The organism is Marinobacterium lacunae (assembly GCF_000705555.1).
In the GTDB taxonomy this organism is placed as follows: Bacteria; Pseudomonadota; Gammaproteobacteria; order Pseudomonadales; family Balneatricaceae; genus Marinobacterium_D; species Marinobacterium_D lacunae.
On record NZ_JMQN01000023.1, the window covers coordinates 1 to 25,642 of the forward strand.

Annotated in this window: 19 protein-coding genes; 2 read left to right on the forward strand and 17 right to left on the reverse strand. The window is 60.0% G+C overall.

Going from position 1 to position 25,642, the window contains the following annotated elements; translation table 11 throughout:
* Positions 1-288 precede the first annotated feature (288 nt).
* The 16 genes from ADIMK_RS21960 to peaA all read right to left on the reverse strand — a co-directional run bounded on the left by ADIMK_RS21960 (position 289) and on the right by peaA (position 16,978).
* Positions 289-462, reverse strand: coding sequence for a hypothetical protein (locus ADIMK_RS21960; RefSeq protein WP_156042868.1), 174 nt, complete (start codon positions 460-462; stop codon positions 289-291).
* Positions 463-465: 3 nt separating this feature from the next.
* Positions 466-855 (reverse strand): nuclear transport factor 2 family protein, encoded by a 390-nt coding sequence (locus ADIMK_RS09395; protein WP_036186856.1) that lies wholly within the window; start codon positions 853-855, stop codon positions 466-468.
* A gap of 31 nt (positions 856-886) precedes the next feature.
* The gene (locus ADIMK_RS09400) at positions 887-2,167 is read right to left on the reverse strand and encodes a TRAP transporter large permease (RefSeq protein WP_036186859.1); all 1,281 of its coding nucleotides are present in this window, start codon (positions 2,165-2,167) and stop codon (positions 887-889) included.
* Positions 2,164-2,664, reverse strand: a complete 501-nt coding sequence (locus ADIMK_RS09405; RefSeq protein WP_036186862.1) for a TRAP transporter small permease — start codon at positions 2,662-2,664, stop codon at positions 2,164-2,166. The genes ADIMK_RS09400 and ADIMK_RS09405 overlap by 4 nt, the downstream gene beginning before the upstream one ends.
* Before the next feature lie 57 nt (positions 2,665-2,721).
* Complete coding sequence (locus ADIMK_RS09410; RefSeq protein ID WP_036186866.1) at positions 2,722-3,714, reverse strand: TRAP transporter substrate-binding protein; 993 nt, start codon at positions 3,712-3,714, stop codon at positions 2,722-2,724.
* Positions 3,715-3,762: 48 nt separating this feature from the next.
* Complete coding sequence (locus tag ADIMK_RS09415; protein ID WP_051692804.1) at positions 3,763-5,430, reverse strand: bifunctional 3-(3-hydroxy-phenyl)propionate/3-hydroxycinnamic acid hydroxylase; 1,668 nt, start codon at positions 5,428-5,430, stop codon at positions 3,763-3,765.
* A 131-nt stretch (positions 5,431-5,561) separates the two neighbouring features.
* Positions 5,562-6,380 carry a VOC family protein gene (locus ADIMK_RS09420; RefSeq protein WP_036186868.1) on the reverse strand — a complete coding sequence of 273 codons (819 nt, stop codon included), beginning with the start codon at positions 6,378-6,380 and terminating at the stop codon, positions 5,562-5,564.
* Positions 6,381-6,448: 68 nt separating this feature from the next.
* Positions 6,449-7,255, reverse strand: coding sequence for an IclR family transcriptional regulator (locus ADIMK_RS09425; RefSeq protein WP_036186871.1), 807 nt, complete (start codon positions 7,253-7,255; stop codon positions 6,449-6,451).
* 5 nt (positions 7,256-7,260) lie between these two features.
* Entirely contained in the window at positions 7,261-8,118 is an 858-nt protein-coding gene (locus ADIMK_RS09430; protein ID WP_036186874.1) for a fumarylacetoacetate hydrolase family protein, read from the reverse strand.
* Positions 8,119-8,611: 493 nt separating this feature from the next.
* On the reverse strand, positions 8,612-9,949 hold the full coding sequence (gene qhpG, locus ADIMK_RS09435) for a flavin-dependent monooxygenase QhpG (protein ID WP_036186877.1): 1,338 nt from the start codon (positions 9,947-9,949) through the stop codon (positions 8,612-8,614).
* On the reverse strand, positions 9,942-10,631 hold the full coding sequence (gene qhpE, locus ADIMK_RS09440; RefSeq protein WP_036186880.1) for a subtilisin-like serine protease QhpE: 690 nt from the start codon (positions 10,629-10,631) through the stop codon (positions 9,942-9,944). Before qhpE ends, qhpG begins: the two co-directional genes overlap by 8 nt.
* Positions 10,624-12,348 (reverse strand): ABC transporter ATP-binding protein, encoded by a 1,725-nt coding sequence (locus ADIMK_RS09445; protein ID WP_036186883.1) that lies wholly within the window; start codon positions 12,346-12,348, stop codon positions 10,624-10,626. Before ADIMK_RS09445 ends, qhpE begins: the two co-directional genes overlap by 8 nt.
* An 82-nt stretch (positions 12,349-12,430) precedes the next feature.
* Positions 12,431-13,537: a quinohemoprotein amine dehydrogenase subunit beta gene (gene peaD / locus ADIMK_RS09450; RefSeq protein WP_036186885.1), complete on the reverse strand. Its 1,107-nt coding sequence runs from the start codon at positions 13,535-13,537 to the stop codon at positions 12,431-12,433.
* 14 nt (positions 13,538-13,551) lie between these two features.
* On the reverse strand, positions 13,552-13,875 hold the full coding sequence (gene qhpC, locus ADIMK_RS09455; RefSeq protein WP_036186887.1) for a quinohemoprotein amine dehydrogenase subunit gamma: 324 nt from the start codon (positions 13,873-13,875) through the stop codon (positions 13,552-13,554).
* Between the two features lie 2 nt (positions 13,876-13,877).
* Complete coding sequence (gene peaB / locus ADIMK_RS09460; RefSeq protein ID WP_036186889.1) at positions 13,878-15,299, reverse strand: quinohemoprotein amine dehydrogenase maturation protein; 1,422 nt, start codon at positions 15,297-15,299, stop codon at positions 13,878-13,880.
* Positions 15,300-15,376: 77 nt separating this feature from the next.
* A complete protein-coding gene (gene peaA, locus ADIMK_RS09465; RefSeq protein ID WP_051692806.1) occupies positions 15,377-16,978 on the reverse strand; it encodes a quinohemoprotein amine dehydrogenase subunit alpha in 1,602 nt (533 codons plus the stop codon).
* Positions 16,979-17,223: 245 nt separating this feature from the next.
* On the opposite strand from peaA, the gene torR reads away from it, so the two are divergent.
* Entirely contained in the window at positions 17,224-17,958 is a 735-nt protein-coding gene (gene torR, locus ADIMK_RS09470) for a two-component system response regulator TorR (protein ID WP_036186891.1), read from the forward strand.
* Positions 17,955-24,299 (forward strand): AAA family ATPase, encoded by a 6,345-nt coding sequence (locus ADIMK_RS09475; RefSeq protein WP_036186893.1) that lies wholly within the window; start codon positions 17,955-17,957, stop codon positions 24,297-24,299. The genes torR and ADIMK_RS09475 overlap by 4 nt, the downstream gene beginning before the upstream one ends.
* Before the next feature lie 5 nt (positions 24,300-24,304).
* On the opposite strand, the gene ADIMK_RS09480 is transcribed toward ADIMK_RS09475, so the two are convergent.
* A complete protein-coding gene (locus ADIMK_RS09480; protein WP_036186895.1) occupies positions 24,305-25,600 on the reverse strand; it encodes an amidase in 1,296 nt (431 codons plus the stop codon).
* Between the last annotated feature and the right edge of the window lie 42 nt (positions 25,601-25,642).

Sequence of the window (25,642 nt, forward strand, 5' to 3'; positions counted from 1 at the left end):
TGTACAGGTTGTAGGCGGAGGCTGGTGCAGACAGGGCTGCAGTGGCAGCTGCCACCAGCAGGTATCCAGATGTGCGACGGAAAATCTGATTCTTCATTAGCGTCATTCCTCGGGAGTATGTCCAGATGCCGCCCCGGCATCCTTATCTACGCGGAAAAAGTTCTGTGACGCTTGAAGACTAAAGCCCGGCTGTAAACCAGTTATGCGGTTGTTGCTCGAAGTTGTGGAGTTTTGTAACCAGTTGTAAATGTCACGACAGCCCCTGTGCTTTGAGCCGGCGGTACAGGGTCAAAGCACAGGGTAACTCTCGATGATGACCTGCCGATCCATACCGGCTTCGAAACGATGCGGCATCGAGGTGCTGGCCAGAGGCTCATCCCGCCCGAGGGCTGCTTCCAGCGCGAAGTCGGCGCACAGCTGCGCGCGATTGTTGACGCAGCCTTTCGCCCTTTTCAGAAGCACCCATTACTTGACGCTGGTGGACTGAAAATTCAGCAGCGCCCAGTTACCGCGCTCCTGGCGGTGCCACACTTCGGTGATCGCGGACACCGGCGATGTCGGTTCCTCCTGCCCCTCACGCTGTAACTTCATCCTCAGGATGCCGGTCAGGATCGCCACCTCGCCCATCACGCTGATCTGGCGGTCCGAGACCTCAACCTTGAGGAAACGCACAGACTGCAAGAAATCGAGATAGCTGTCCCGGTTATCGATCCGGCCCGGCGCATGGATATAGTGCAGATTCGGTGACAGCAACGGCTCCATCGCCGCCCGATCGCCCGCGACCAGCGCGCTCGCACGCGCCAGATGGGCTCCATACACAGCCGCTTCGGCACTGTGCAGCGCTTTTTCACTCATCAAAACCTCCTTCGGTAGTGCTCAGCACAGATCACATCAACCCAAACATTGCAGGTAGCCAAAGCGACAGCGCCGGAACCACGTTGATCAGCGCCATACACAGGAACATCATCAGCAGGAAGGGCATCATCGACTTGAACAGCGCCGACATGGAGATCGGTGTGGTCGCCATCACCACGAAGAGTCCCGGCCCCAATGGTGGTGTGACCAGCCCGACCAGCGTTGCCAGGCTGATGACGACACCAAAGTGGATAGGATCGATCCCCATCGCCAGCGCCGCCGGCAATACGATCGGCACCATCACGATCAGGATGCTCATGCTCTCCAGGAACATCCCCAGTACGATGATCAGCAGGTTGATCAGCAGCAGGAACACGATCGGTGAGTCGGTCACTCCGTTGATCAGTGCTACCACCCGATCGGGCACCTCTTCAAACGAGAGCGCCCAACCGAACATGGTGGCCGAAGCGATCAAGCCGGTGATCATCGCGGCATTGAGTGCAACCCGAAACAGCACGTCCGGCAGTTCGGACCAGCGCAGCGATCGGTAGACCAACGTGCCGATCAGCAGCGCCAGCAGAGAGCCGATCGCACCCGCCTCGGTGGGTGTCATTACCCCCGCCGCGATGCCGGTGATAATGATCAGCGGAATACTCAACGGCACGATATCCTTGAGGAACTCCGCCAGCGTGACTTTAGGTGCATCCGCCTGTCCCTCACGCGGGAACCCGCAGAACAGACCGATCAGAAAGATGATAATCGCGAATCCGATGGTGATCAGAATCCCCGGTACCACTCCGGCCATGAACAGCGCGCCCACCGGCTGAAAAGCGATGACACCGTAGATGATCATCACCATCGACGGTGGGATGATCGGCCCGAGCAGTCCGCCGGAGACCGTCACCGCCGAGGCGAAGTCGCGCTTGAAACCCTTCTTTTCCATCGCCGGGATCATCACCCGACTCATGACCGCGATCTGGGCCAGCGCGGAGCCGAGGATCGAGCTGGTGATCGCATTGGTCAGCAGGTTCACATAGGCGAGACCACCGTGCAGTCTACCGACCAGCATCGACGCGAGTGCGATCAACCGGTCGGTCAAGCCGCCCCGATTCATCAGCTCCCCCACCATCATGAACAGGGGGATCGCCAGTAACCCGCTCTTCTCAAGCGAGCCATAGAGTTGCAGCGGCAGGCTGCCCATCAGCATACTGAGATCGCTTTGCTGCAGAAATACCAGAGTACCGACGAGCAGGGTGATCAGGATCGGCAATCCCATGAACAGGGAGATGAAGAATACCGCCAAGGTAATCATACGCCCTCCCCCAACACCAGGTTGCGCAGCGATTCGAACCAGTTGACGAGCTGATGAAAACTCATCGCCATCAGCGCGATCAGCAGTACGCTGTAGTTGTACCAACGGGGTAACTGGGTGGTCGGTGACAACTCACTCTGCACCAGCGGATCAGACACCCATTGATAGGTAAGCCAAGCGAAAAGGACCAGGCTTGCCAGCGCCACCAGCTGGAACAGGCAGCTCGCCAGTCGGCGCAGCGGCTTTGCCAGCATCAGATAGATGAAATCGATCGCGACCAGTTGCTGCCGGTAGATCAGGTAACTGACGCCCAGAAAGCTCATAGCCACCAGGATCTGCACCGCAACCTCCTCAGCCCAGAACAGCGGCGAGTCGAAGAGATAGCGCAGTACCACCTGGACGATCAGCAGTAGCCCCAACGATGCGGAGAGGGCGACAAGGGTCCACTTTTCTATTTGGGCGAGCCCGCGGTTCACCCAGCTTATTATGGTCAGCATAGAGAGTCTCCGAACCCGCCGGGCAGACAGGCTGCATCCGACGGGTAGCGCTTGAGCTTATTGTTGTTGCGCCCGTACCTGATTGTAGAAATCGGCAATCAGCTTATCGTTCTCGATGTAACGGTCGCGGATACTCTTCGCCTCCTGCGCATAATCAGCCGCATCAATGCGGATGATGTTGACCTTCGCATCCTTCAGCGTCTGTAGATTGGCCTGCTCCACCTTCGCCTGCTCTTCGATACCCCACTGCTCGGCATCGGCGAACACCTCGCGAATCAGGGCCTGATCCTCTGCACTCTGCTTATCCCACCACTTTTTCGACACCAGCATGATGCCGGGGAAGGTCATATGGTTGGTCAGGGTCAGGTTGGGCGCCTGCTGGTAAAGCTTCAGCGCCACCACCAGATCCAGGTCCACATCGACGATATCAAGCAGATTGGTGGTCAACGCAGGCGCTATCTCCGGCAACGGCAGTGCAGTGGGTGCAGAGTTGTTGCTCAGCCACCATTCGTTGAAGATCGGTGCCGGGAAAGCGCGCACCTTCTTGTTCGTGATATCCATAAGGCTGTTGACCGGCTCCACCGAGATCAGGTGGCGCATGCCGGCAATGACGTAACCCAGGCCGACCATCCCCTGCGCGTCCATCTTGTCGAGCATCGCCTTGGCCGCCGGCAGCTGAGTTGCCTTGCCTGCACCCTCGACGCCGTTGAACAGCCCCGGCAGGAACCAGCCGTTCAGGGAGGATTCCCGGTTGGTCATGAATCCTGCGGGAATCACGGCAAAGTTCAGGGCGCCAGCCTGCAGCATCTGGGCGTTCTCCGGATCGCGACCCAGCTTGCCGAACGGGAACACCTTGATCTCCAGCCGACCGTCGCTTTTCGCTTTCAGCTCCTCGGCAAACTTCTCCGATACCTTGCTGAAGATATGCCCCGGCGGTACCGGGGTACTCAACCGCAGGCTTGCAGCCGATGCGGAATTAAGGGTCAACGCCATTGCGGCAAGCGCCGCTGTGATGATCGTTTTCAGCCTTCTGTTGGTTACCCATTTCATGACTATCACCTCTAATATTTATTATTGGTTCGGGTTGGTTTTCGATCCTCAGGCAGCCGACTGGGTCGCGCCGCCCCTCCTCTCTCCACGCTCCACTTCACGGAGCATCTGTTTCAGCTCGGGTATCACCGTCGCGGCGTTTTCTTCCGTTATCACCGCCATCACGTAACGGTCGGGACGCACCAGGAACAGCGCATTTTCGACACCGTCGAAAATCCACTCCCTAGCCTTGCCGAAGGCATCTCGGAACACCCGTACGTCACCGTCCGGCACCGGGTTGTATTGCTGGGGCGTGATGCAGACCCGCTGGATATGGGAGGGCAGCTGCTGCTCCCACCCCTTCAACGGTGAAAAAGCCTCCTTGACCGAGGTGCCGTAACCCAGAAGCAGGAATCCCGGCGCGCAGCAACCGTCCAGCTTGGCCACATGACGCTGCGGATCCTCCAGTGCGGGCTGAGCGATCATGCGGCCCGAACGTGTTTTCTTGGCACTCAGACCGTCGGACAGGAACCAGCCGGAGGTGAAGCGGGGCTTGGGCTTGTAGCGCATCTGGGTGACATAATCGCGGGCTGGCGGATAGAGACTCAGCAGGCGCATCCCCGCCTGCATCAGCCGGGCCTGGAACATGGTCGGCGGCATCATGAAGCGGCCCAGAATCGCCGCCATCTCGATCAGTTGCCAGGCGTGAGGCTTGCGCTCATCCTCGTAGGAGTCGAGGATGGTGGCCGGCAGTTGGCCGTGCACCACATGCGCCAGTTTCCACCCCAGGTTGGACGCATCACGGATACCGCTGTTCATCCCCTGTCCGGCAAATGGCGGGGTCAAATGGGCGGCGTCCCCCACCAGGAAGATGCGTCCCTCGCGCCAGCGCACCGCTTCCCTGGCATGAAAGTGATACACCTGCTTGCGCACGATTTCGGCATCGCGGTCGGGTCCGTGATCGGCCATCAAGCGGCGCACGAACGCCTCCTCGACCACCTCTTCCTCGGTCTCGCCGGGCAGCATCATAAATTCAAAGCGGCGTGTCCCATCCGGCCCCGGCAGATTGATACCGGGACGTCGCGGGTCGCAGTAAACCCGCGTCTGGCGGAAGTTGTCACGGGTGCCCTTCAGGTCGATGATCAGCCACTTCTGTTCGTAGGTGAGACCCTCCAGCGGGATGTCGAGCGTGGTTCGGAAGTAGCTTTTGCCACCATCGGATGCGGCGACGTAGTCCGCCATCAGTTCGTAGCGGTTGCCTTCGTTATCCTCAACCTCCAGCAACACACCCTGCTCATCCTGACTGAAGTTGACCACCTCGTGTCCGAAGCGGGCATCAACACACTCAAAACGCTGCAGTCCCTGTTTGAGGGTGGCTTCCAGATCGGGCTGGATAAACGCATTGCGACGCGCGAAGCCGTATTCACTGGCGGTGGGCTCGATGCGGGCGAAAGGCCTGCGCTTCACATCCAGATACACCGATCCATAGTCCAGCGCACACTGACCGATAACTTCCTGATCAAGCCCGATCATCTGCATGGTACGCATCGATTCGTCATCGATGGACACCGCGCGCGGCAGTTGGACCGTGGTCAGGTTTTTTTCCAGTACGACCGTTTGGACACCGTAGGTACCCAGTAGATTGGCCAGTGTCAGTCCATTGGGGCCGGCACCAACCACCACGACCGGCACATGCTGCCGACCGCTCACAGATTTTTTTTCATTATTTGCGGACATAAATCCCCCGGATTAATCCATCGACTGAGCCAGACACCCAGAAAAAAGCGTGCAGAATCCCCTACCGACAGGTCGGCATTTTTCGTTTTCCGGTTGCTTTATTCGGGGTGCGGCGTCAGGTATGAGGCCGTTTAACTGCGCAGGAAGGCCTGCCCCCAGTAGTTAAGGGTCTTCGGCGTGTGGAGCCAATCGGCGGCGGGCCGACCCTCCATCACCTCCAGCTCAGCGGAGATTTCAACCCAGTTTCCGTCCGGGTCGTGGATCATGAAGAACAGGTTGTTACCGGGACCGTGACGACCAGGTCCCCATTTCAGTTCGATATCCAGCGTGGAGAGGTGGTCGGCCCAATCGCGGATCAGGTTCCAGTCACCCGCTTCGTAGCAGTGGTGATCGAACCAGCGGCTCGGCGCCTTGAACACTGCGAGTACATGGTGCTCCTCATCGCTGCGCAGGAAACAGGCGCGCAGCTCGCCTTCCTCATCCAACACGTTATCGCTGACACTGAGACCGATCACATCACGGTAAAACTCAATCAGTGAATCGACTTCGGTGGTGGCCAGCGCCATATGTTGCAGACGTGCACGATAGGGCATATCCCCCAGGTCGGATTTTTCCGACACACCGTAGATACTGCGGTTACCGTCCGGATCGGTCACCGCAAACACTTCACCATCGAGATAGGGGTTAGCGCAGGGCTCCAGTGTCACACCCTTGCTTTCCAGCCGCGCACGCAGGGAGGCCAGCGCCTCCGCCGACATGCCATAGGCAAAATGCTTGAGCTCTTTCGCATCGCCTTCGCTGATCAGCAGCTTGCGTCCGGGCCCTGTCACCATCCAACCGGCATCGGTGCGCTTGGCTTCGTTACGTAGCGCCGTTGCGTAAAATGTCGCCAGCGCCTCAGGGTTCGGCGACCCCAGTGCCAGATGATCAAGATGTGCGTCGATTGTCATTTTTATTATCCTTCGTTCAGGGCTGGTGGCCTCTTGAGCCCAACACCCCTCGCGTTCAACTTATCGGCCTACCTGACGAGCCGTTCGTACTCCCGACTTATCCTGTAGGCCAGCCCAATAATGCGTTCAGCCTCGGCTGCAATCCCGGTGTCGTCGTAATCCTCGATCGGTTGCACGCTGCTTAAACTGCCGATCACCTTCCCGTCGGGATTGAAGATCGGTGCGGCAAGACCGAATACACCCTCATCGACCTCAGCCTTGGTAACCGCATACCCTTTCTGCCGGATCACCCGCAGAGATTTCTTGAACTCGTCCCAGTTGGAACCAAGGTTCGCGCTCTTTATCTCTTCGCTGTAGTTCACGAAGATCTGCATCAACTGGCGATTGGGTAAAAACGCCAGGATCGCTTTCGAGGTCGCGCCCTTCAGCAAAGGCCGTGGAGTACCTCGGGAGTAACTGACCTGACGCCCCACCCCGCCAAACTGCTCAACGCAGATCACCTGATCCTTGAACAGACCGCAGATCAGCCAAGCCACGTTGACCGAGGCGCTGAGCTCCGGCTCGAGCAGCTTGGCCGCCCGCACCAGCGGGTCGGACAGGCGCAGCTGCCGATCCCACTGGATAATCCTTGCACCCAGGGTGTAACGTCCCTGCTCCACCTGAAACAGCAGCCCTGCATCGGCCAACTCCTTGGTGTAGCGATAGGCGGTAGAACGCGTATACCCCATGGCATCGCATATCCCCTCCACCGACCAGACCGTCGCCTCCTCGGTAAATAGATCAAGGACCGACAACATCCGCTCCAGGCTACTGGGCTTACTGTTGGTTTGAGTCGTACTGGAGCCGATTACATCCTGGGTGTTGGGTGAATTCATGGTACTCAGCGTTCTTCGTCGATAATGGTATTGCGTAGAATACCAATACCCGAGATCTCGATCTCCACCACATCACCCGGTTTCATCCACACCGGTGGCTCGCGAAACGCGCCCACACCACCGGTGGTACCGCTCACGATCACATCCCCCGGCGCCAGCTCGGTGAAGGTGCTGCAGTACTCGATCAAGGCACCTACATCGAAGATCATGTCGGAGGTATCGGTCTCCTGCATCACCTCACCGTTCAGGCGCGTTACCAGATGCAACACCTGGGGATCGGGAATCTCATCCTTGGTTACCAGAGAGGGACCGAACCCACCGGTTTGGGGGAAGTTCTTGCCCGGTACAAACTGAATAGTGTGCTTCTGATAGTCGCGCACCGAGCCATCGTTGTAGCAGGAGTAGCCCGCAACGTAGTCGAGCGCGTTTTCACGCTTCACATGACGCGCCGTCTTGCCGATCACGACGGCAAGCTCTCCCTCGAAATCCAGCTTGTGAGACACGAAAGGCCGAACGATAGGCTGATTGTGGCCCACCTGGCTGTCGGCAAAACGGGTAAACACCATGGGATGCACCGGCATATCGCGTCCGGTCTCTTTTACGTGGGTGGCGTAATTGATTCCGATACAGAGGATCTTGCCCGGATCGGGGATAACCGGCAGCAGCTCAACCTGATCCAGGGGATAGGATTGGAGAGACTCAACGTCGACGGACGCTACTTTATCGAGCGCACCCGCGGCGATAATCGAACGGAGCGACCCACCCAGCTCATCCAGATGGGGTGAGAGATCCGCGACCATCTCGCCGCTTAGAATCCCGACCGATACCTCACCATTTTTTCGCCGAAACGTGGCTAACTTCATTTTTATTGCTCCATTGGCGTTGGGTTCTCACCTGCGCAACAAGCCTACAACTACAGCTCTCGTGCACAGCGTCTCAGACTTTTAATGATTATTATCCCACATTACGGAATTGTCAATTAATCCTGCATTTTGGGATTTTGCTCAAAAGACCCACTTTAGTCAGCGTATCGCATGCCTAGATCAATGGATTTCGGGGGAGGTAGCGCTCTTGGTCGGCGCGCAACTGCTCGTGATCGTTGAGACCCTCTTAACCTGCGGCAATCGCGTAGAGGCGCTGTTGTAGTATGTGGTGAAAACTGTGCTGCACCCCGGTTATGACTTCGATTCTCTCCACCTTGGACACTCCTGTGCACCAGCTCTATGACTAGGCCGTTGCTGCTGCCAAGGTGTTCGGTCTAAACGGGGGCTACTCCACAGGAGTTGCTGGACAGCTTCAGCGCCTTTATCGGCGTTCGAAGCCTAATCGGTTGCTGTAATGCAGTAGCACAGTGGGCTAGATCCAACCCTGCTGCACCATCCAACGTGACAACGCGACGCCCTTGGGCTCACCCAGGCGCTCGATCAACACCCGGGTTGGATTGATATCGGATTTCGCCCGCACCTCGTCCAGCAGCGGTGCCAAAGCCAAGCTGTTCAGGTGCCAGATGCCGAGCGGCTGATCCGGAGTGATCACCACCCGCGCCTCGGTGATCAGTCCGTTGTCCACCACAGGCCGCACGCCGGTGCTGACCCGGTCCGGCGTCACCTCCAGATGCAAGGGCTGGCTGTCCGGCCAGGCCCGACGCGCGCTCCAGAATGGATGCTCCGACCACTGGGACTCCTGATCGTAGAAATCGCGGCCGATGCGGGCGAAGCGGTAGAACAGTTGTTCGATACGGGTTTCATGGAACGCCTTGGCCAGCGCCGCACGCTCGGGATGGCGGATCAGCGTGTTAATCACTGCCGGAGCCTGCAGCGCCGACGACAGCGCCTGAAAGATGCCGTTACCGGAGAGTGGATCCACCGCCATCGCGGCATCACCGACCCGAAGCCAGTTATCCCCGGCGCTGTGCTCGCACAGCACCGGCGTGCTGGTGCGGGCATAGACCTCACCGACAGGCTCAGCACCCTCCATGAAAGGTTGCGCCTGCTCAAGCCCGCTGAGGCGTTCATGACACCAGTGCGCCAAATGCTGTTTCGGCGGCAACCGGCTGCTGGCCACATCCAGCGTGAGCTGCAAGTAGCGGCGGCCATCCTCGCGTTTGGCCATCCAGGCCCAGCCATCGGCAAAGCTCTGGACGGCGGAACAGGGGATATCGGCTTCGCCCTGCCAGTGCTGCAGCAGGGACACACTCTGCGCGCCGCGCACCCTTGGCACACCCGCCGCGGGTGCTGCACGCCCACGTGCCTCCACCAGAAATCCGGCATGGATCCAGTGTTCACTGCCATCGGTGTCGCTGACACTGATTCTGAAGCCCTTTCCTTCTGAAGCCTGCGCCTCGTCAACGACTGAGGTCACACGCCCCTCAATCACCTGTACCCCAGAGCCACGCATATCCGCCAGCAAACCGCGATCGAAACGCTCACGTACCACCAGACGCTCGGTATTAGCCGCGCTGGTGCTGCCATTCCAGGTAACAGAGCGCGCCGAAGGCGCGGCCAGTGTCGCCAGCGCCTGCTCGAACCCGGCGTGGCGCATACCCTCCACCACGCGATCGGATACCCCCTCGACAGCGTCAAAGGGGCGCGGCTCGCCGATCAGCGTGACCTCGTAATCCATCCGGCGCAGTCCGATGGCAACCGCGGCCCCCGAAGGCCCACCGCCGAGCACAACGATCCGACACTCAGACATAAGCCCCCCTGCGCTGCTCCGGCCCCTGATAGGTCGACCGGTCGATCAGCCACTGCCGGGCTTCGCTCAAGCATGGTTGTGGATGTTGCTCAAGGTAACCTGCCAAATGCGCGCTGAGATGGGCGCACCCCAAGCTGGCACCAGAATGACCCAGGCTGTCATCGAGCGGTCGCACGCAGCCGCCGAAGTCGGCATAGGGCGTCTCCAGATAGGAGATGTCGTGCCGGGCACAGCGCGCATCGCCGGTCATGCGAAACACTCCGGGATAATAGGCCGGGTAGACCGGCTCACCCCGGGCTGGGCTCGAGGCACAGAGAATCAAACCCTTCTTCAGCGCCCGAGTGCAGGCGTCACGCAAAGAGTCCCGATCCTGACGCAGGCCCAGGCTCAGGTTGATGACTTGCGCGCCCTGCTCCACCAGCCAGTCGATCGCCGCGGCCACCTGCGCGGCGCTGGTATTCAGCCGCTGCTGAAACACCTGAGCACTGAGAATCTGCGCCTCGGGCGCCAGCGCCTGAATCACCTCAATCACCCGGCTGCCGTGACCGAGACTATCCGGCTCTGCCGGCTCCAGCCACAGCTGGTTATCACGCAGGACAAAGGCGGCACTGTCTAGCACCTGCTGAGCCACAGCGCTGCCGGAATCGACCACGCCGATGCGGACCGGCCTGCTCTCACTCATGTGGAACCTCAGTGATCTCGCTCAGATGTCCGTTCTGCAGCAGCAGGCGCAGATCCGCCCCGGCCAGCGTGGACGGCCGGTGGCTGATCAGTATCCGGGTACGCCCGGCAAACAGCCGGTCCACGGCGGCGATCACCTGCTGCTCGGTGGCCTCGTCCACCGCCGAGGTCGCCTCGTCCAGCACCAGCACCGCCGGCTGCTGCAACAGGGCGCGGGCGATGGCGATGCGCTGCTTCTGGCCACCGGAGAGCTGCTGACCACGCTCGCCCAGCGGTGTATCCATCCCCTGCGGCAGTTGCTGAATCAGCTCCTCCAGCTGGGAATCAATGGCTGCGCGCAGCACCTGCTCGTCGCTGGCCTCAGGCTTGGCATAGCGCAGGTTGTCGGCCAAAGAGCCTCGGAACAGGGTGATATCCTGCGACACCACCGCCAGCGTGCGGCGCAGATCCGACAGGCTAAGCTGCCTGATATCCACACCGTCCAGCAGAATGCGCCCCTGCTGCGGGTCGTAGTGACGCTGCAACAGGTCTATCAGCGTCGATTTGCCGACACCGGAGGCACCGGCCAGTGCGATCTTGCGCCCTGCCGGCAGGCACGCATCGACACCGTTGAGAATCGATTCGCGCTCGCCGTAGGCAAAGTGCACATTCTCCAGTTTCAGCTCACCGAACAGGGGGCTGGGCAGCGGCTGAGGTGCGTCGGGTGTTTCGATTTCCACTGCGCTCAGGCGCAGCTCGCTGACCCGGTTGAGGCTGACGCTCATGCGCTGGATCGCCACATAGAGCCCAAGCAGGCTGTTGACGGGGCCTGTCGCCATACCCAGATAGGTGGAAAACGCAATCAGCGAGCCCAGCTGCCACTGCCCCTGAATCACCCACCAGCCGCCGATCAGAAAGGCGCTGGCGCGGGTCAGCGAGGTCAGCGTACCGGGGATCGCATGGGTGAAGAATTCGGTGACCTGCAGGCGCAGCAGCTGGCCCAGGTAGTTGTCGTTGAGGCCCTGGAGACGCTCACGTTCACGGCGCTCCTGTCCGGTGGACTGAATAAACTTGATCGCCGGCAGTGTCTCCACCAGAAAACTAGAGAGGTCCGCCGAGCGTTCGCGCATCTCGCGTGTGCGCAGCTCCACCTTGCGCCGCATCCAGCGCAGCCAGAGCACCTCCAGCGGAATCAGCACCAGCACCAGCAGCGAGAGTTGCCAGGAGAGTGCCACCAGCAGTACCAAGGCGCCGACCAGACCGATGATACTGCTCACCGCCGAGAACAGACTGTCGACGGCAAAGCGCTGGATCTCGGCCACATCACCGTCGATACGCGAGAGCAGATCTCCGATGCGGCGCTGACCAAAAAAGGTCGGCGAGAGTTTTTGCAGGTGGCCGTAGAGGTCGGTGCGCAGGGCAAACAGGATGCGCCCTGACAAACGGGTGTGCAGATAGCGATTAAGCCCGGAAAGCACGGTGCCGAACAGGCCGACAAGGATCATCGCCACGGCGATCTGCACCAGCGTACCGTAATCTTTCGCCAACAGGCCGTTGTCGATCAGCAGCTTGGTCAGCCAGGGCTGAAGTAGCACCAGAGAAGAGCCCAACAAGGAGAGCGCCAGCAAACCGCCAATCGCCCGTTTCTGCGGTCTGACAAAGCTGTACAACCAGTGAAAGCCCTGCTCCAGCCGGGTTCGGTCAGGGGCATGGATTGCACGTACCAGCCAGTTCAGCATCATCTCTCCTCGTTAAAAACGGCAAAACGGGAACCGCCATGTGACAGTCCCCGTTGTCCAATCGCTCACACAACCTATCCCATCAATTGCGGATAGTCGCCACCCTCAGATCGGAGGTGGACATGTCGCCGGTCAGCTGGATGGAACCGATCTTCTCCAGCGTATCGCTGTCGTGGATCGAAATATCGCTGCTGGTACCGCCTACGTAGAGGGTTTTGCCATCACCCGAGATGTTCAGGTCGTAGTAGGTGTGCGGCATCTCATGCACGATCAGCGTCTCTTTTTTGCTGATATCGTGCTTGGACAGCGTATTGAACGAACCGTAGAGAATGTCGGGGTTACGCGGGTCGGCAACAAAGTTGAAGATGATGAACTGGAACGGCAGCACCTCATCCCGTGTCGCTTTACCGGTTTTCAGATCCACGCGGCTGATACCCCACCACCATTCGGCGGTTTCGAAGTTCCACTCCTCTGAATCGAACTTGGCCGTCACGTAGGGCATGATGTATTCGTGCATCTGTTCACCCTGGGAGTGCATCGCAAATGCATCCGGCGGCAACCAGAGCGGCCCCTTCTCCCAGCTGGCCAACTTGCTGACCATGCGGACTTCCCCGGTCTTCGGGTTGATACCCTTAAGATCGGCACCGCCGAGGATCACTTCATTCTGGTCGGTGACCGCGATCTTGGTGATACGACGGTCCACCGGGAAGGTGCGCACCACCTTCGCATCCATACCATCCTTGATGTTGAACACGGCCAGACGCGGCTGCTCAACCTCGAAGCGATCGCTCAGCTTCTTGATCGGGTTCTGCACCGTGTACAGCTCCTTGCCATCGGCACTGACCGCAATCGACTGCATGGAGATCACCTGCTCGGTAGGCGAGGACTGCTCGGCCTTGAAGGTGATATCGCAGTTACGGATATCGAAGCCGTACACATCCTTGGTGCCGTTACTGAGCACATAGGCATGGGTGTTGTCCGGCGACAGCGCGATGGAGCCGGTGCCGAAGGGGCCCGGAATATCGCAGGTGCGCGCAATCGTGTTGCTGCTCATGTCGATCACGTGCAGTTGGTTCGGACGGGTAATCGTCAACAGGAACTCCTGATCGGCCACCGCCTGAGAGGCCAGCGAACCGAGGCCAACCGCCCCCAGCACGCCGGCGGATTTCAATACGTTTTTCAGTTTCATCTGCACAGCTCCCGTTACTCGCCGTCCTCGAAAATACCGTCCAGCTTGCGCCAGTCCTCGTTGGCCTTGGCCACATCCTTACCCCAGTCCGGGTAGGTATGCATGGTGTCGGGCACCTGCGCCGGCCACCAGCAGGCATCGGCGCAGCCGTACAGGTCGGATTCCATCGGCTGGCACAAAGAACCCAGACCGCCGAAGGGATCGAGCTCCCAGCCCGGATCGGTGGTGGCGGTGCAACCGACGACGGTTTGCATGGCGACAACGTCTTCAACCTCTTCCGGGCTCACCGCCTGGTTGATCAGCTGTGCTTTCTTATTCAGAGACTTCAGATGTTTCATTGTTAGGCACTCCTCCTGGGAGAGACATGTGCTTCGAAGAACCCGGGGTTCTCAAGCATGATCCGTGAATACACCTCCACGCCGAAATCGACCCAATCGCGCATCAGGTCGCAGTAGTGGTAGGAGGGGTGTGTCGGATCTCCATATTTGGCGTAACTTTCGTGATAGCAGCCACCGGAACAGAGGTTGCGGATGCGGCAGGTCTCACAGCCGGTATTGCTGCGATCGAGACGCTTCTCGACAAAGGCGCCAAGACTGGCCTTGTCGATACCGGACTCCACCGTGCCGAAGGTGGGCAGGTCGGAGCCGGTAAAGCGATGGCAGAGGTTAAGTCCGCCATCCTTGTCCACCGCCAGCAAACCGACACCGGCACCGCAGGGCACCAGTTTCTTGTTGCCCTCGTACATGTCGGTGATCAGCTGGTGCATGTTGCCGTAGCCGAAGTTTTCGTTGCGCAGCGCGGATTCCAGGTAACGGGCACCTAAGCGTTTCATGCCCGCGAACACCTCGACCAGCTCCTCGCCGGTCAGGTTGAACTCGGCAATATCGCCGGAGGTGACAGGGCCGAAGCCGACCTCGAAAAAGCCCAGCTCGCTGTAGAGATGATCGAAGATCGTCTCCACATCCGTGACGCCTCGGGTCAGCGTGACCCGGCAGCCCACCGGACGCGCGGTGTAGCGCTTGAGCAGCATATCCACCTTGCGCTTGACCACGTCGTAGGTGCCCTGCCCGCCCACGGTAATGCGGTTCTTGTCGTGCATCGCCTTGGGACCATCCATAGAGATGGTCAGGCCGAAGCGGTGGGCGTTGAACCAATCCACCAGTTCCTCGGTGAGCAGTGTCGCGTTGGTGGTCAGGGTGAAGTCGACGCTGGCTTCGAGCTTGGCAAAGCGCTCTTCACAGTAGGCCACCACCTCGCGGATCAACGGCATGTTGGAGAGCGGTTCGCCGCCGAAGAACACCACGTTGTAGTGGGGCTGATCCGGTGACTCGCGCAGCAACATCTCTACCGACTTGATCGCGGTGTCGTAGGCCATCTTCTCACCCTTGGACGGGGTGGTCAGATCCTCCTTATAGCAGTAGGTACAGCTCAGGTTGCAGCCGGTGTTGACGTTCAGCACCACCGTGGTGAGCGGAAACTTCTCCACTTTCTGCGGATCGGGATTGATCCGCGCCACCCTGCCATCGCCGGAGATGATCTCCAGCGTACGCAACTCCGAAAGCACCTCATCGACCTCGGCATGACCGAAGCGACGGTTCAGCGGCTCAAGGTCCGACTCCGTCACCTGCGCCTTTGCATCGAACAGCGCCAGCAGTTCACGGCTGAGTCCATCCAGCTCGAAGATTCCGCTACTGGGAATGTGAAACAGCATCTGGCGGGCATCGACATCCACCCTGTGCAGATTCGGTTTCACCAGCGTCATGGTACCCGTGTTTTCCACTTGAGTTACCTCACGTTGCGCGTATTGCGCTCTGTTTCAGTGACTTGCTATCCGGTTTATCAGTCGAGCACGCGGCGCACGAAGTCCGGCACGGATACGAGCAGACTGCCATCCCCCTCGACCGCCTCACCGGCGTCCTTGACGCTGGCTACAACAGCCAGACGACCGACGTTATTGGCCGTCATCTTGCGCTTGGGATTGGGGCCGTCATCGCCCGGTGTGAAGATACCGGCCGCATCGATCGTGCCTGCAAACTCGGCATCTTTCTCTTCGGCGGCCATCTCGTCTGCGGGTTTAATCGACCACTTGGCGGGCATATAACCCAGACGCAGGTCATCCTCGGTACCCGGCTTGCCATCGGCACCGGCGCTGTAGCCAACCGCACGGTAGGCAACACGCACTTTCGGCATCTTGCTCAATCCGCCGATACGCGCCACTGCGTTTTGCGGTGTCACTTCAACACGCGCCAACTCGCCGTACACCGCCAGACCCGATGCAAGCTCGGCCGCGCCAACCTGAACGCTCTGGACGCCTTCTTCGCCTGTAGCCCTGGCCATCAGGTGGATGCGGTCATCGCTGCGATCGAGCACCTTCTCGACCTTGACGCCCGGGCCCAGATCGATAGCGCCATTGAGATTCTGACCGACGATGGTCAGCTCGGTGGATTCACCCTTGCGAAGATACGAGGGCATGACCGCAACCACGGCCGGCGCCTGGGCATCCTTGAGCGCACTCATCACACCGCCTATTTCACGCTCGGCGGCCAGGAACATGCGACCGTTCATGCTCGTGCCCTTGGCATCCGCCGCCAAGACCTGACGCATCTTCACACCGTCGATGGTAATCGAGGCGCGCCATTCATAGCCGGTGTATACCGTCGCCTTGCCACTGCCGGACAGCGGTGATCCATCGGCGTACTGACCTTCCAGACTCAGGTTATAGCGTCCGCCTTCGGCCTTGCTTGCGGTCATCCAGGCATCGTATTCGCCCTTGCCCGGCACAAAGCCGGTGACGCGCCAGCGACCATCCAGATCGGATTTAACCGCCTGCTTCCAGTTGTCCCAGGCCGATGTAAGCAGCGGATACTGCTCGCCGAGCTGAACGGCCACCTCGTCATGGGCGATCTCGTACCATTTACGGTCACGCGCCAACGAGTGGAATTCGGTGGTCGGGAACTGGCCCATGTGAAAGTTGACCAGCAGCTGCCACTCCTCAGTGGTACGGCGCTGCAGACCGAACCGTGCCGCCGAGTGACAGCGGGCGCAGGTTTCCGCCAGCGCCGGATCGACACCTTCCTCGACAAGGTTGGTGTCCTGCTCAAGCAGATACCGGAACGGTGCCGCCTCTGACGGCGCCAGCCCCTGAGTATCGGCCAGATAGCGCACCACCTCGCGCTTTTCGTCGTCAGAGATCTGAAGACCGCGCAGATTGATCATACGGTTGATCGTGAACAGCCAGCCCTCGGGGGTCTTGCGCTGTTCACTGATACGGGAAAAGTTCGGGGCAGACGCGTCCCCGGACTCGGTGTGACAAGCCAGACAGCGATCGCGAATAATCTGCTTTGCATCATCCGCCTGTACCGAAGCACTCGCCAGTCCAGCGAGTAACAGCACACCGCTGCCGATCAGTGTCCGTCTGGTTGATTTGTTAGTGGGTGCCATCACTCCCTCACTACTCTGGATAAGTTTGAACTTATTATTGCCCTGTCCGATCAGTTTAGACCTCTACAAAACTACCGAGCAGGTTTCCTAAGCTACTGCCGGGATGTAAATGAATTTCCGGTGATTCTTGGCATTTTGTTCGGATATGTAACAGATTGTATCTGGGCAGTTGGTGAACCCGAGTGACGTCCGATATATTGCCGTTACGCCTGCTGGCTCCGATTAAGCGCCGCTGAAGAGAGACCATGACCCAGACACAGAACGCCGCACATATTCTGGTCGTCGAAGACGATTTCGCCTCCCGCTCCCTGCTGGTCAGCTATCTGGAGAAGGAGGGGTATCGCGTCAGCGAAACCGATCAGGCCGACGACCTGTGTTCACGGGTGAAAACCGAACAGATCGATCTGGTACTGCTCGATATCAATCTTCCCGGGCGCGACGGCCTCACACTGACACGGGAACTGAGAGCCGCCTCGCGCGTTGGTATCATTCTGGTCACCAGCAAGGGGGATGATATCGACCGCATCGTCGGACTCGAGATGGGCGCGGACGATTACGTGACCAAACCGTTCAACCCGAGAGAGTTGCTGGTCCGGGCGAAAAATCTGCTCTGGCGTATGCTACCGGCGGATACCGTACAGAGCGCACCGGGGTCGCCCTCACGGGCCTGCTGGTATTTCGAAGGCTGGGAGCTGGACGCCTACAAACGCCAGCTCAGACATGCCGACGGCCAGAACGAACGCCTGCCCGAGGGCGAGTTCAAGCTGCTCAAGACACTGGTCACCCATCCCGGCCAGGTGATGTCCCGCGACCAGCTGATGGATGCGATCCACGACCGGGAGTGGACGCCGAATGACCGTTCGGTGGATGTACTGATCGGTCGGCTGCGACGCAAACTCGGTGACAACCCCTCCGATCCCCAGCTGATACTCACCGCCCACGGCGCCGGCTACATGTTCGCTGGCGATGTGAAGAGATGAACACGCCACAGGGGTATCAGGTGGTCCGCCACCTGCACCGACGCAAGGGTGTGCTGATCAGCCGCGCCGTGCGCGTGCAAGACAACCATCGGGTCATCCTCAAACAACTGGACCCTGCCCAGTGCAGCCGCGAGGATCTGGGGCGGCTGCAACATGAATACGAGCTGCTCACCTCACTCAAGATCACCGGCATTCTGCGCCCTTTGGAGCTGATCTCCACCGATACCTCACTTGTGGGTGTGTTCGAAGATTCAGGGGCGATCCCGCTGCGCCAGTTTATCTCCGAGCGTCAGATGGCGTGGCACCAGTGGATTCCGGTCGCTATCCGTCTTAGCGAACTGGTGGGCCGCCTGCACGAGGCGCGGGTTATCCACAAACAGATCAGCCCGGACCACCTGCTACTGCATCCAACCACCCTGCAGCCGGTATTGATCGGTTTCGACTACTGCACGCGCTTAAGCCGGGAGCAGCCCAACTGGCATGCCCAGGCGCTGCGCAGCTCTACACTTGCCTACATAGCGCCGGAGCAGACCGGGCGAATCAACCGCACCATCGACTATCGCACCGACTACTACAGCCTGGGCGCCACCCTGTACGAGCTGATGACCGGTCGGCCGCCCTTCTTCGGCGGTCAGGATATAGAGCTGGTCCATAACCAGATCGCCCGTGCGCCGGATTCGCCCAGCCGCATCAACCCGCGCCTGCCGGAGATGGTCTCGCGCATCATTCTGAAACTGCTCGCCAAGGATGCCGCCCAGCGCTATCAATCCACCGTGGGGCTTATCCACGATCTGCGCCGCTGTCAGAAAGAGCATAACCAGCATGGCCGCATCTCCACCTTCGAGCTGGCCGAACAGGATATTGCCGCCCAGTTCCAGATCCCGCAGCGCCTCTATGGGCGCGAAGCAGTGTTGCAACAGCTACGCGGGCTGATGGACCGGGCCGTGGAGGGTAAACAGACGCTGGTACTGATCAGCGGCTATGCCGGTGTCGGCAAATCGAGTCTGGTGCATGAGCTGCGGCAATATGTAAACGAACTCGGCGGTCACTTCAGCAGCGGCAAGTTCGATCAATACCGTCGCAACCGCCCCTACTTCGCCATCGTTCAGGCGCTGCAATCGCTGGTCAGACAACTGCTGACCGAGCCGGAAGAGGCGATCCAGCAGCTGCGTACCGAGCTCAATACCAGCATGCGCGGTCAGGGCCAGATGCTGCTGAAACTGATACCGGAGCTTGAGCTGATCATCGGCCCCCAGCCGAGCCTGCCCACTGCCACTCCCGCCGAAGAGCAGCGCCGCTTTTCGCGTCTGTTTATCCGCGTGCTCGATGTGCTGGCCACACCTGAGCGCCCGATGCTGCTGTTTCTAGACGATCTGCACTGGGCCGACCACGCCTCGCTGCAACTGATCGAAACGCTGGTGGAGAGCGGCGAGAGCGCTCATCTGCTATTGATGGGCAGCTTTCGCGATCAGGAGCTAGAACCTGCACCACAAAAAACGCTGGAGCGGCTGCGCCGGCTGCAAAAACCGGTGATCGAGCTGCAGCTGGGGCCGCTGGACCTGCAACAGGTGTCCCAGCTGCTGGCCGACACCCTGCGCCGTGACGCACAGTCCTGCCAGAATCTGGCCCGCATCTGCATACGCAAAACCCAGGGCAACCCGTTTTTTCTCAGCCAGTTCCTCTACGCGTTGCATGAGGAGGGGCTGATCAGCTTCCGCGAGCAGCGCTGGCAGTGGGATGAGAACGCTATTCAGGCGCGCGAGATGACGGACAACGTGGTGTCGTTGATGGTCAGTAAGATCCAGCGGCTGCCCTCCGCCACCCAGCGCACGCTGCCGCTGGCCGCCAGTATCGGCGGCAGTTTCAACCTGCGCACGCTGTCGGTGGTCAGCAAGCTGCTGCCATCAGAGGCGGTGGACGCGCTCTGGCCGGCGATAACCGAAGGCCTGATCGTACCGCTGGACGATCAGTACCGTGTGTTTGAAAAGACTGACCAGATCAACACCCGCTACCGCTTTATCCACGACCGCGTTCAGCAGGCCGCCTATTCGCTGATTCCGGAACAGGCACGTGAATCCCTGCATCTGGAGGTAGGGCGCCAACTCTGGCGCAGCCTAAGTTTGGATGAGATCGACAACCGCATCTTCGAGATCACCAACCACCTGAATCTGGCCTCGGCGCTGATCGACGAGACACATGAGTGCGTGGAGCTTGCCAGACTCAACCTGCGCGCCGGCACCCGGGCACGAGAATCCGCCGCCTTCGACGTGGCGATGGATTACCTCAAGCGCGGCCTGTCACTGCTGCCGCAGGATAGCTGGCAGAACCAGTACTCCTTGACCCTGGGTCTTCACACGCTGGCTGCCGAAGTGGCCAACATTCGCGGCGAACAGACGCTGATGGACAATCTGATTCTCACCGTGGAGCAGCATGCCCAGAACCTGCTCGATCGCGTGCGTGTACACGAGGTCAGGATCCAGTCTCAGGTGGCCAACAACCAGTTCAGTGAAGCACTGAGTACCGCGCTGACGCTGCTCCACCAACTCGGCGTCGAGCTGCCTGAGCACCCGACACCGTTTCAAAACGCCTGGATCGCCAACCGCGTCAAATGGTTGCTTAAACGCACGCCGCCCGAGCGCGTGCCCTACCTGAAATCGATGCACGAGCCTACGCTGCTGGCAGCAATGCCCCTGCTTACCGGCATGTTCGGCATCGTCAAGTTCTCAAGTTCGGGGCTGCGCCCGATGCTGATGGCCAAGCAGGTCGAGCTGACGCTGACCCGCGGGTTATCCGACTCTTCTGCGCTGGCCTTCGCCGGATACGGCGGTGTGCTGTGCGGCAAGATGGCAGATATCGATCAGGGCTACCGGCTCGGCCTGCTGGCACTGGAACTCGACAAGCGGATGCCCGCCACGGCCAAGCATCACCGCACCCTGTCGCTGTTCAACAGCTATATCCGCCACTATCGTGAGCCGCTAGCGGTCTGCCGCGACTCGCTGCTCGATGCCCATCAGCAGGCGCTGGATTGCGGCGACATGGAGTGGGGCGCCTACGCGCTGGCCGCGTACATACAGTACGCCTTCCCCCTGTGTCAGAATCTCGATCAACTGCAACCGCGGCTTGAAAAAGATACCGAGCTTCTGCGCCAGTCCGGTCAGAAGCAGTCGTTGCAATATTCGCTGTTCATCCTGCAAACCATGGAAAACATGCGCGGGCAGAACAGCAATCCGACCCGCCTCGATGGCCGCTTTTATCGCGAGGATCGCGATCTCGCCGAACTCACCCGCGAGAATCACCGCACCGCCATCTGTCTGCACCATTTCTACAAGGCGCTGCTCAGTTTTATCTTCGGCGACATGGAAGCAGCCTATCATCACAGCGAGATCGGTCTTGAGCTGCGCGATTCCGTATCCGGCACCTTTACCGTACTCTGGCTGATGATGATCAACGCCCTGAGCATTATCCAGTTACTGCCCACCACCAGTATTCTGACGCAACCGGCCCGGCTTAAGACCGTACGCCACGCCCAACGTTACATACGCAGGCTCGCCCGTTTTGCACCGGATAACCGGCTGCACCACTACGAACTGCTCAGCGCCGAGTTGCTGCGCAGCAGGCGGCATTACACCAGCGCCATGAACCTGTACGAAAAAGCGATCGAACATGCTCAACAACACGGGCTTAAGCTCGATCAAGCGATGGCCTGCGAGCTGGCTGGACGCTTCTATCAGGAGTGGCAAAAGCCGGGAATTGCACGCACCTACCTGCAGGACGCCTACCGGCTCTATGCCGAACTCGGGGCCCGGGCCAAGTTGCAACAGATGAAGTCTCAGTACGAGATTGATCTGGAACCCCCGCGCCCGGTCGCAGTGGAGTCGCGTACCGCAAGCGCGGATGGCCGCCGCGAGCTCAACAACCAGACACTGGATATCAGCTCGGTCATTAACGCCTCACAGGCGATTTCCGACGAGATCGTATTGGAGAAACTGCTCAGTCGCCTGATGCGCCTGGCGATTCAGAACGCCGGTGCACAACGGGCGATACTGGTGATGTACCGCCAGCAGCAGTTGTTCATCGAAGCGGAAACCCGCATCGACGAGACACCGGCCCTGTTTACCGCCATACCGTTGACCGAAGGCGCGGATATGCTGCCGCTGAGCATCATCAACTTTGTTGCACGTACCAAAGATCCGGTGGTGCTGGGCAACGCCGTTGAGCACCAGATGTTCCAGTCCGACAGTTATATCCGTCAGCAGCAGCCCCGTTCGCTGCTCACCATACCCATTCTCTACCACAGCGAACTGACCGGCATTCTCTATCTTGAGCACCGTGAAAGCCGGGATGTGTTCAGCCGCGAACGCCTAAAAACCTTACAAATATTGGCGTCACAGGCGGCGATCTCCATCGAAAACGCCAAGCTGTATAAAAGCCTTGAACAATCCGAGCGTGAATACCGCTCCCTGTTTGAGAACGCCAGTGAAGGGATCTTCCGCATCGCGCCCGACGGCCGCCTGATCTCCGCCAACCCGGCGCTGATCTCGCTGCTTGGCTATGACAGCTCCGAGCAGTTCCTGCATGAGGTGACCGATCTGGTGATGGATTGCTTTAGCGACCCCGACGAGGGGCAGCTGTTCCTCGCCACACTGACAGATGGCAACCGCGTCAACGATCTTGAAACACGCTGGCAGCGGCAGGATGGCAGCGATCTGCATGTGTCCATATCGGCACACCGCATTGCCGATGAGCATAACGCGATTCGTTATTACGAGGGCTCGCTCACCGATATCGGCGAGCGCAAGGCGAAAGAGCTCGCTGATCTCGCGCGCCAGAAGGCGGAAGCGGCCAGCGAGGCCAAGAGCCAGTTCCTGGCCACCATGAGTCACGAGATACGCACGCCGATGAACGGCATTCTCGGAATGGCGCAGCTGCTCAAGCGCTCGGCGATGAATCCGGCCCAGCGCGAACAGGTCGAGTCAATCTACCAGTCGGGGCAATCCCTGCTGGCCATCCTCAACGACGTGCTGGATTTCACCAAGATTGAAGCGGGCCAGATGACCTTCGAGGCGGAGGATTTCGAGCTGCGCCAACTGCTTGAGCAGCTCAAGACCCTGCTCACCCCGATGGCACAGGAGAAGAAGATCGACCTGATTCTGCGACTCGACCCGGCGTTACCCTCTCGGGTACAGGGCGATGCCCGGGCGCTGAACCAGGTGCTGATGAACCTGTGCAGCAACGCGCTGAAGTTCACAGACCAGGGGTATGTGGTGCTCAAGGCCCGCCCTGTGGCCAGTCACCCCGACGGCCATCTGATCCGTTTCGAGGTTGAAGACAGCGGCATCGGCATCCCGCCCGAGGCGCACGATCGCATATTCCAGCACTTCAGTCAGGCCGACAGCTCGATCACCCGACGCTACGGCGGCACAGGCCTTGGCCTGTCGATCTGCCGCAAGCTGGTGGAACAGCAGCATGGCCGGATCGGATTCGACAGCCAGGCTGGACACGGCTCACTGTTCTGGGTTGAACTGCCCTACCGGATCGCTGATCAGTCCACTGCGCCTGAACAGGCAGCGACGTCAGCCACACCGAGCGTGCCCAAGCAGGCGCTGGATATACTGCTGGTGGAAGACACGCCCATCAATCAGGAGGTCACCGCCAGTCTGCTGCGCGCCGAAGGTCACCATGTCAGCATCGCGGACGATGGCTACACGGCGCTGTCGATGCACAACGACAACGATTACGACCTGGTGCTGATGGATATCCACCTGCCCGATATGGACGGTCTGGAAACCACCCGCCGCATGCGCGCCCACCGAGATGCTGCCAAGGCGAACGTGCCGGTCGTTGCGCTGACGGCTGCGGTTACCCGCCCGGAGATCCGCCGCTGCAAGGAGGCCGGTATTGAAACCTTACTGAGCAAACCCCTGCAGTTCGAAGAGCTTGAACAGGTGGTGCGCACCGTGGGTCAGATTGAGTCTCCGCCACGCCCATCGAGCAGTACCGCCGACGCCGACGGCACCCTCAATCTCGCCCTGCTCAACCAGCACCGGCGCATGCTCGGCGACAAGCGGATGCTGGAGCTGCTCGATACCATGCGGACACAGTGCGAAGCACTGTTGGATGAACTGGAGCAGGCGAATCGTGCGCAGCAGCCGGCGCTGCTGCACAAGCTGGCAGGCGCCAGCGCCAACTTCGGGCTGCAACAGATGGCCGAGATGTGCCGACAGCTGGAAGTCGAAGGCGGGGTGACGGACGAACAGCAGGCCGCGCTCAAGGCGCTGTGGGCCGACAGCCTTCAAGCACTCTCGGCGCTCAACACAACACCCTGCACACAGGCCGAATAACGCGGCTAGCGCGCCGCGATCAGTGACTCAAGCCAGAGCGCCTGTTGCAACAGCAGGGCATCATTGCGGGCGCGCCCTATCAGCTGCACACCCAGCGGCAGCCCGGCATCATCCTGCATCCCCGGCACGGTAATCACCGGCAGGCCCATCGCCTGCCAGGGTCGGCTCATGTGCGGCGCACCAGTTTTGCCCTGCCCAAGCGGTGCCACGCTCGGCGCGGCAGGCGCCAGAATGGCATCCACCTCACCGAGTTGCGACCAGAGCTGCTCGCAACCGCTTTGGGCGGCAAGCAACGAGTCCAGATAGTGTCGATGCTCAAGCCCAAGGCCGGAATCGATCAGCTGAGAGAGCGGTTCACTCAGCTGATCGGGGAAGCGTGATTCATAAGCCAAATTGCGTGCAACCTCATAGGCCATGATCCGCTGATGATGCTCCACCATCTGCTCAAGCAGACCATCTTCGGCAACCTGAACACAGTCGACACCGGCCGCTTGAAGGCGCTCGGCCAGCTGATTAAGTGCATCGTTCATCTCGGCACTGCTCTCCCCTATCCGCTGCCCGGGACACAGCGCGATGCGTCGGGGCTTGATCTCGGCCTCAAACGAGAGCGGTTGCGCCTGTCGTAACAGCAGTGCGTGCAGCAACTGGATATCTTCGACCCGACGCGCGAACAGGCCGAGAGAATCAAGCGATTGGGCCAGAGGCTGGACGCCACGCAGCGAGAGCTCGCCACGGCTTGCGACAAAGCCCACGGCACCGCAATAGGCGGCCGGTCGAATCACCGAAGCCGCGGTCTGGGAGCCCAACGCTATCGGCACCATACCGTCGGCCACCGCAGCGGCAGAGCCGCTGGAGGAGCCGCCCGGCGTGCGTGTCAGATCGCGCGGATTAGCCGTTTTCCCCGGCTTGAAGTAGGCAAACTCGGTGGTCACCGTCTTGCCCAGCGTGATGGCACCGGCGTCATGCAGCATCGCGACACAGCTGGCGTCGTCCACCGGTTGCCGCCCGGTGTGGATGGACGAGCCCATCTCAGTGGGCATAGCGGCAGTGTCGATGATGTCCTTGATACCCACCGGCAGCCCCTTGAGCGGACTGGCCTCGTAGGCGGCCTGCTGCTGGCGGTACTGCTGTAGATAGGCCTCACGGCTCAGCCTGAGCTGCCAGGCACCCACCTCGGGCTCACGCGCCTCGATACGGTCGAAACAGGCCTCGATAATATCGAGCGCCGTACACTCGCCGCGCTCGATCGCCAGCAGCGCCTGACGCAGCCCCAGTATGTTCAACGCTTCAGCCTCAGCCATTGTCACTTTTCCATCTCAAATCGTTATTGAAAACGCTCACTG

What these genes read in the sequence shown, in the direction of transcription:
- ADIMK_RS09395 (WP_036186856.1), bottom strand. Translation starts at nt 855, where the DNA reads ATGAGTGAAAAAGCGCTGCACAGTGCCGAAGCGGCTGTGTATGGAGCC.
- ADIMK_RS09400 (WP_036186859.1), bottom strand. Translation starts at nt 2,167, where the DNA reads ATGATTACCTTGGCGGTATTCTTCATCTCCCTGTTCATGGGATTGCCG.
- ADIMK_RS09405 (WP_036186862.1), bottom strand. Translation starts at nt 2,664, where the DNA reads ATGCTGACCATAATAAGCTGGGTGAACCGCGGGCTCGCCCAAATAGAA.
- ADIMK_RS09410 (WP_036186866.1), bottom strand. Translation starts at nt 3,714, where the DNA reads ATGAAATGGGTAACCAACAGAAGGCTGAAAACGATCATCACAGCGGCG.
- ADIMK_RS09415 (WP_051692804.1), bottom strand. Translation starts at nt 5,430, where the DNA reads ATGTCCGCAAATAATGAAAAAAAATCTGTGAGCGGTCGGCAGCATGTG.
- ADIMK_RS09420 (WP_036186868.1), bottom strand. Translation starts at nt 6,380, where the DNA reads ATGACAATCGACGCACATCTTGATCATCTGGCACTGGGGTCGCCGAAC.
- ADIMK_RS09425 (WP_036186871.1), bottom strand. Translation starts at nt 7,255, where the DNA reads ATGAATTCACCCAACACCCAGGATGTAATCGGCTCCAGTACGACTCAA.
- ADIMK_RS09430 (WP_036186874.1), bottom strand. Translation starts at nt 8,118, where the DNA reads ATGAAGTTAGCCACGTTTCGGCGAAAAAATGGTGAGGTATCGGTCGGG.
- qhpG (WP_036186877.1), bottom strand. Translation starts at nt 9,949, where the DNA reads ATGTCTGAGTGTCGGATCGTTGTGCTCGGCGGTGGGCCTTCGGGGGCC.
- qhpE (WP_036186880.1), bottom strand. Translation starts at nt 10,631, where the DNA reads ATGAGTGAGAGCAGGCCGGTCCGCATCGGCGTGGTCGATTCCGGCAGC.
- ADIMK_RS09445 (WP_036186883.1), bottom strand. Translation starts at nt 12,348, where the DNA reads ATGCTGAACTGGCTGGTACGTGCAATCCATGCCCCTGACCGAACCCGG.
- peaD (WP_036186885.1), bottom strand. Translation starts at nt 13,537, where the DNA reads ATGAAACTGAAAAACGTATTGAAATCCGCCGGCGTGCTGGGGGCGGTT.
- qhpC (WP_036186887.1), bottom strand. Translation starts at nt 13,875, where the DNA reads ATGAAACATCTGAAGTCTCTGAATAAGAAAGCACAGCTGATCAACCAG.
- peaB (WP_036186889.1), bottom strand. Translation starts at nt 15,299, where the DNA reads ATGACGCTGGTGAAACCGAATCTGCACAGGGTGGATGTCGATGCCCGC.
- peaA (WP_051692806.1), bottom strand. Translation starts at nt 16,978, where the DNA reads ATGGCACCCACTAACAAATCAACCAGACGGACACTGATCGGCAGCGGT.
- torR (WP_036186891.1), top strand. Translation starts at nt 17,224, where the DNA reads ATGACCCAGACACAGAACGCCGCACATATTCTGGTCGTCGAAGACGAT.
- ADIMK_RS09475 (WP_036186893.1), top strand. Translation starts at nt 17,955, where the DNA reads ATGAACACGCCACAGGGGTATCAGGTGGTCCGCCACCTGCACCGACGC.
- ADIMK_RS09480 (WP_036186895.1), bottom strand. Translation starts at nt 25,600, where the DNA reads ATGGCTGAGGCTGAAGCGTTGAACATACTGGGGCTGCGTCAGGCGCTG.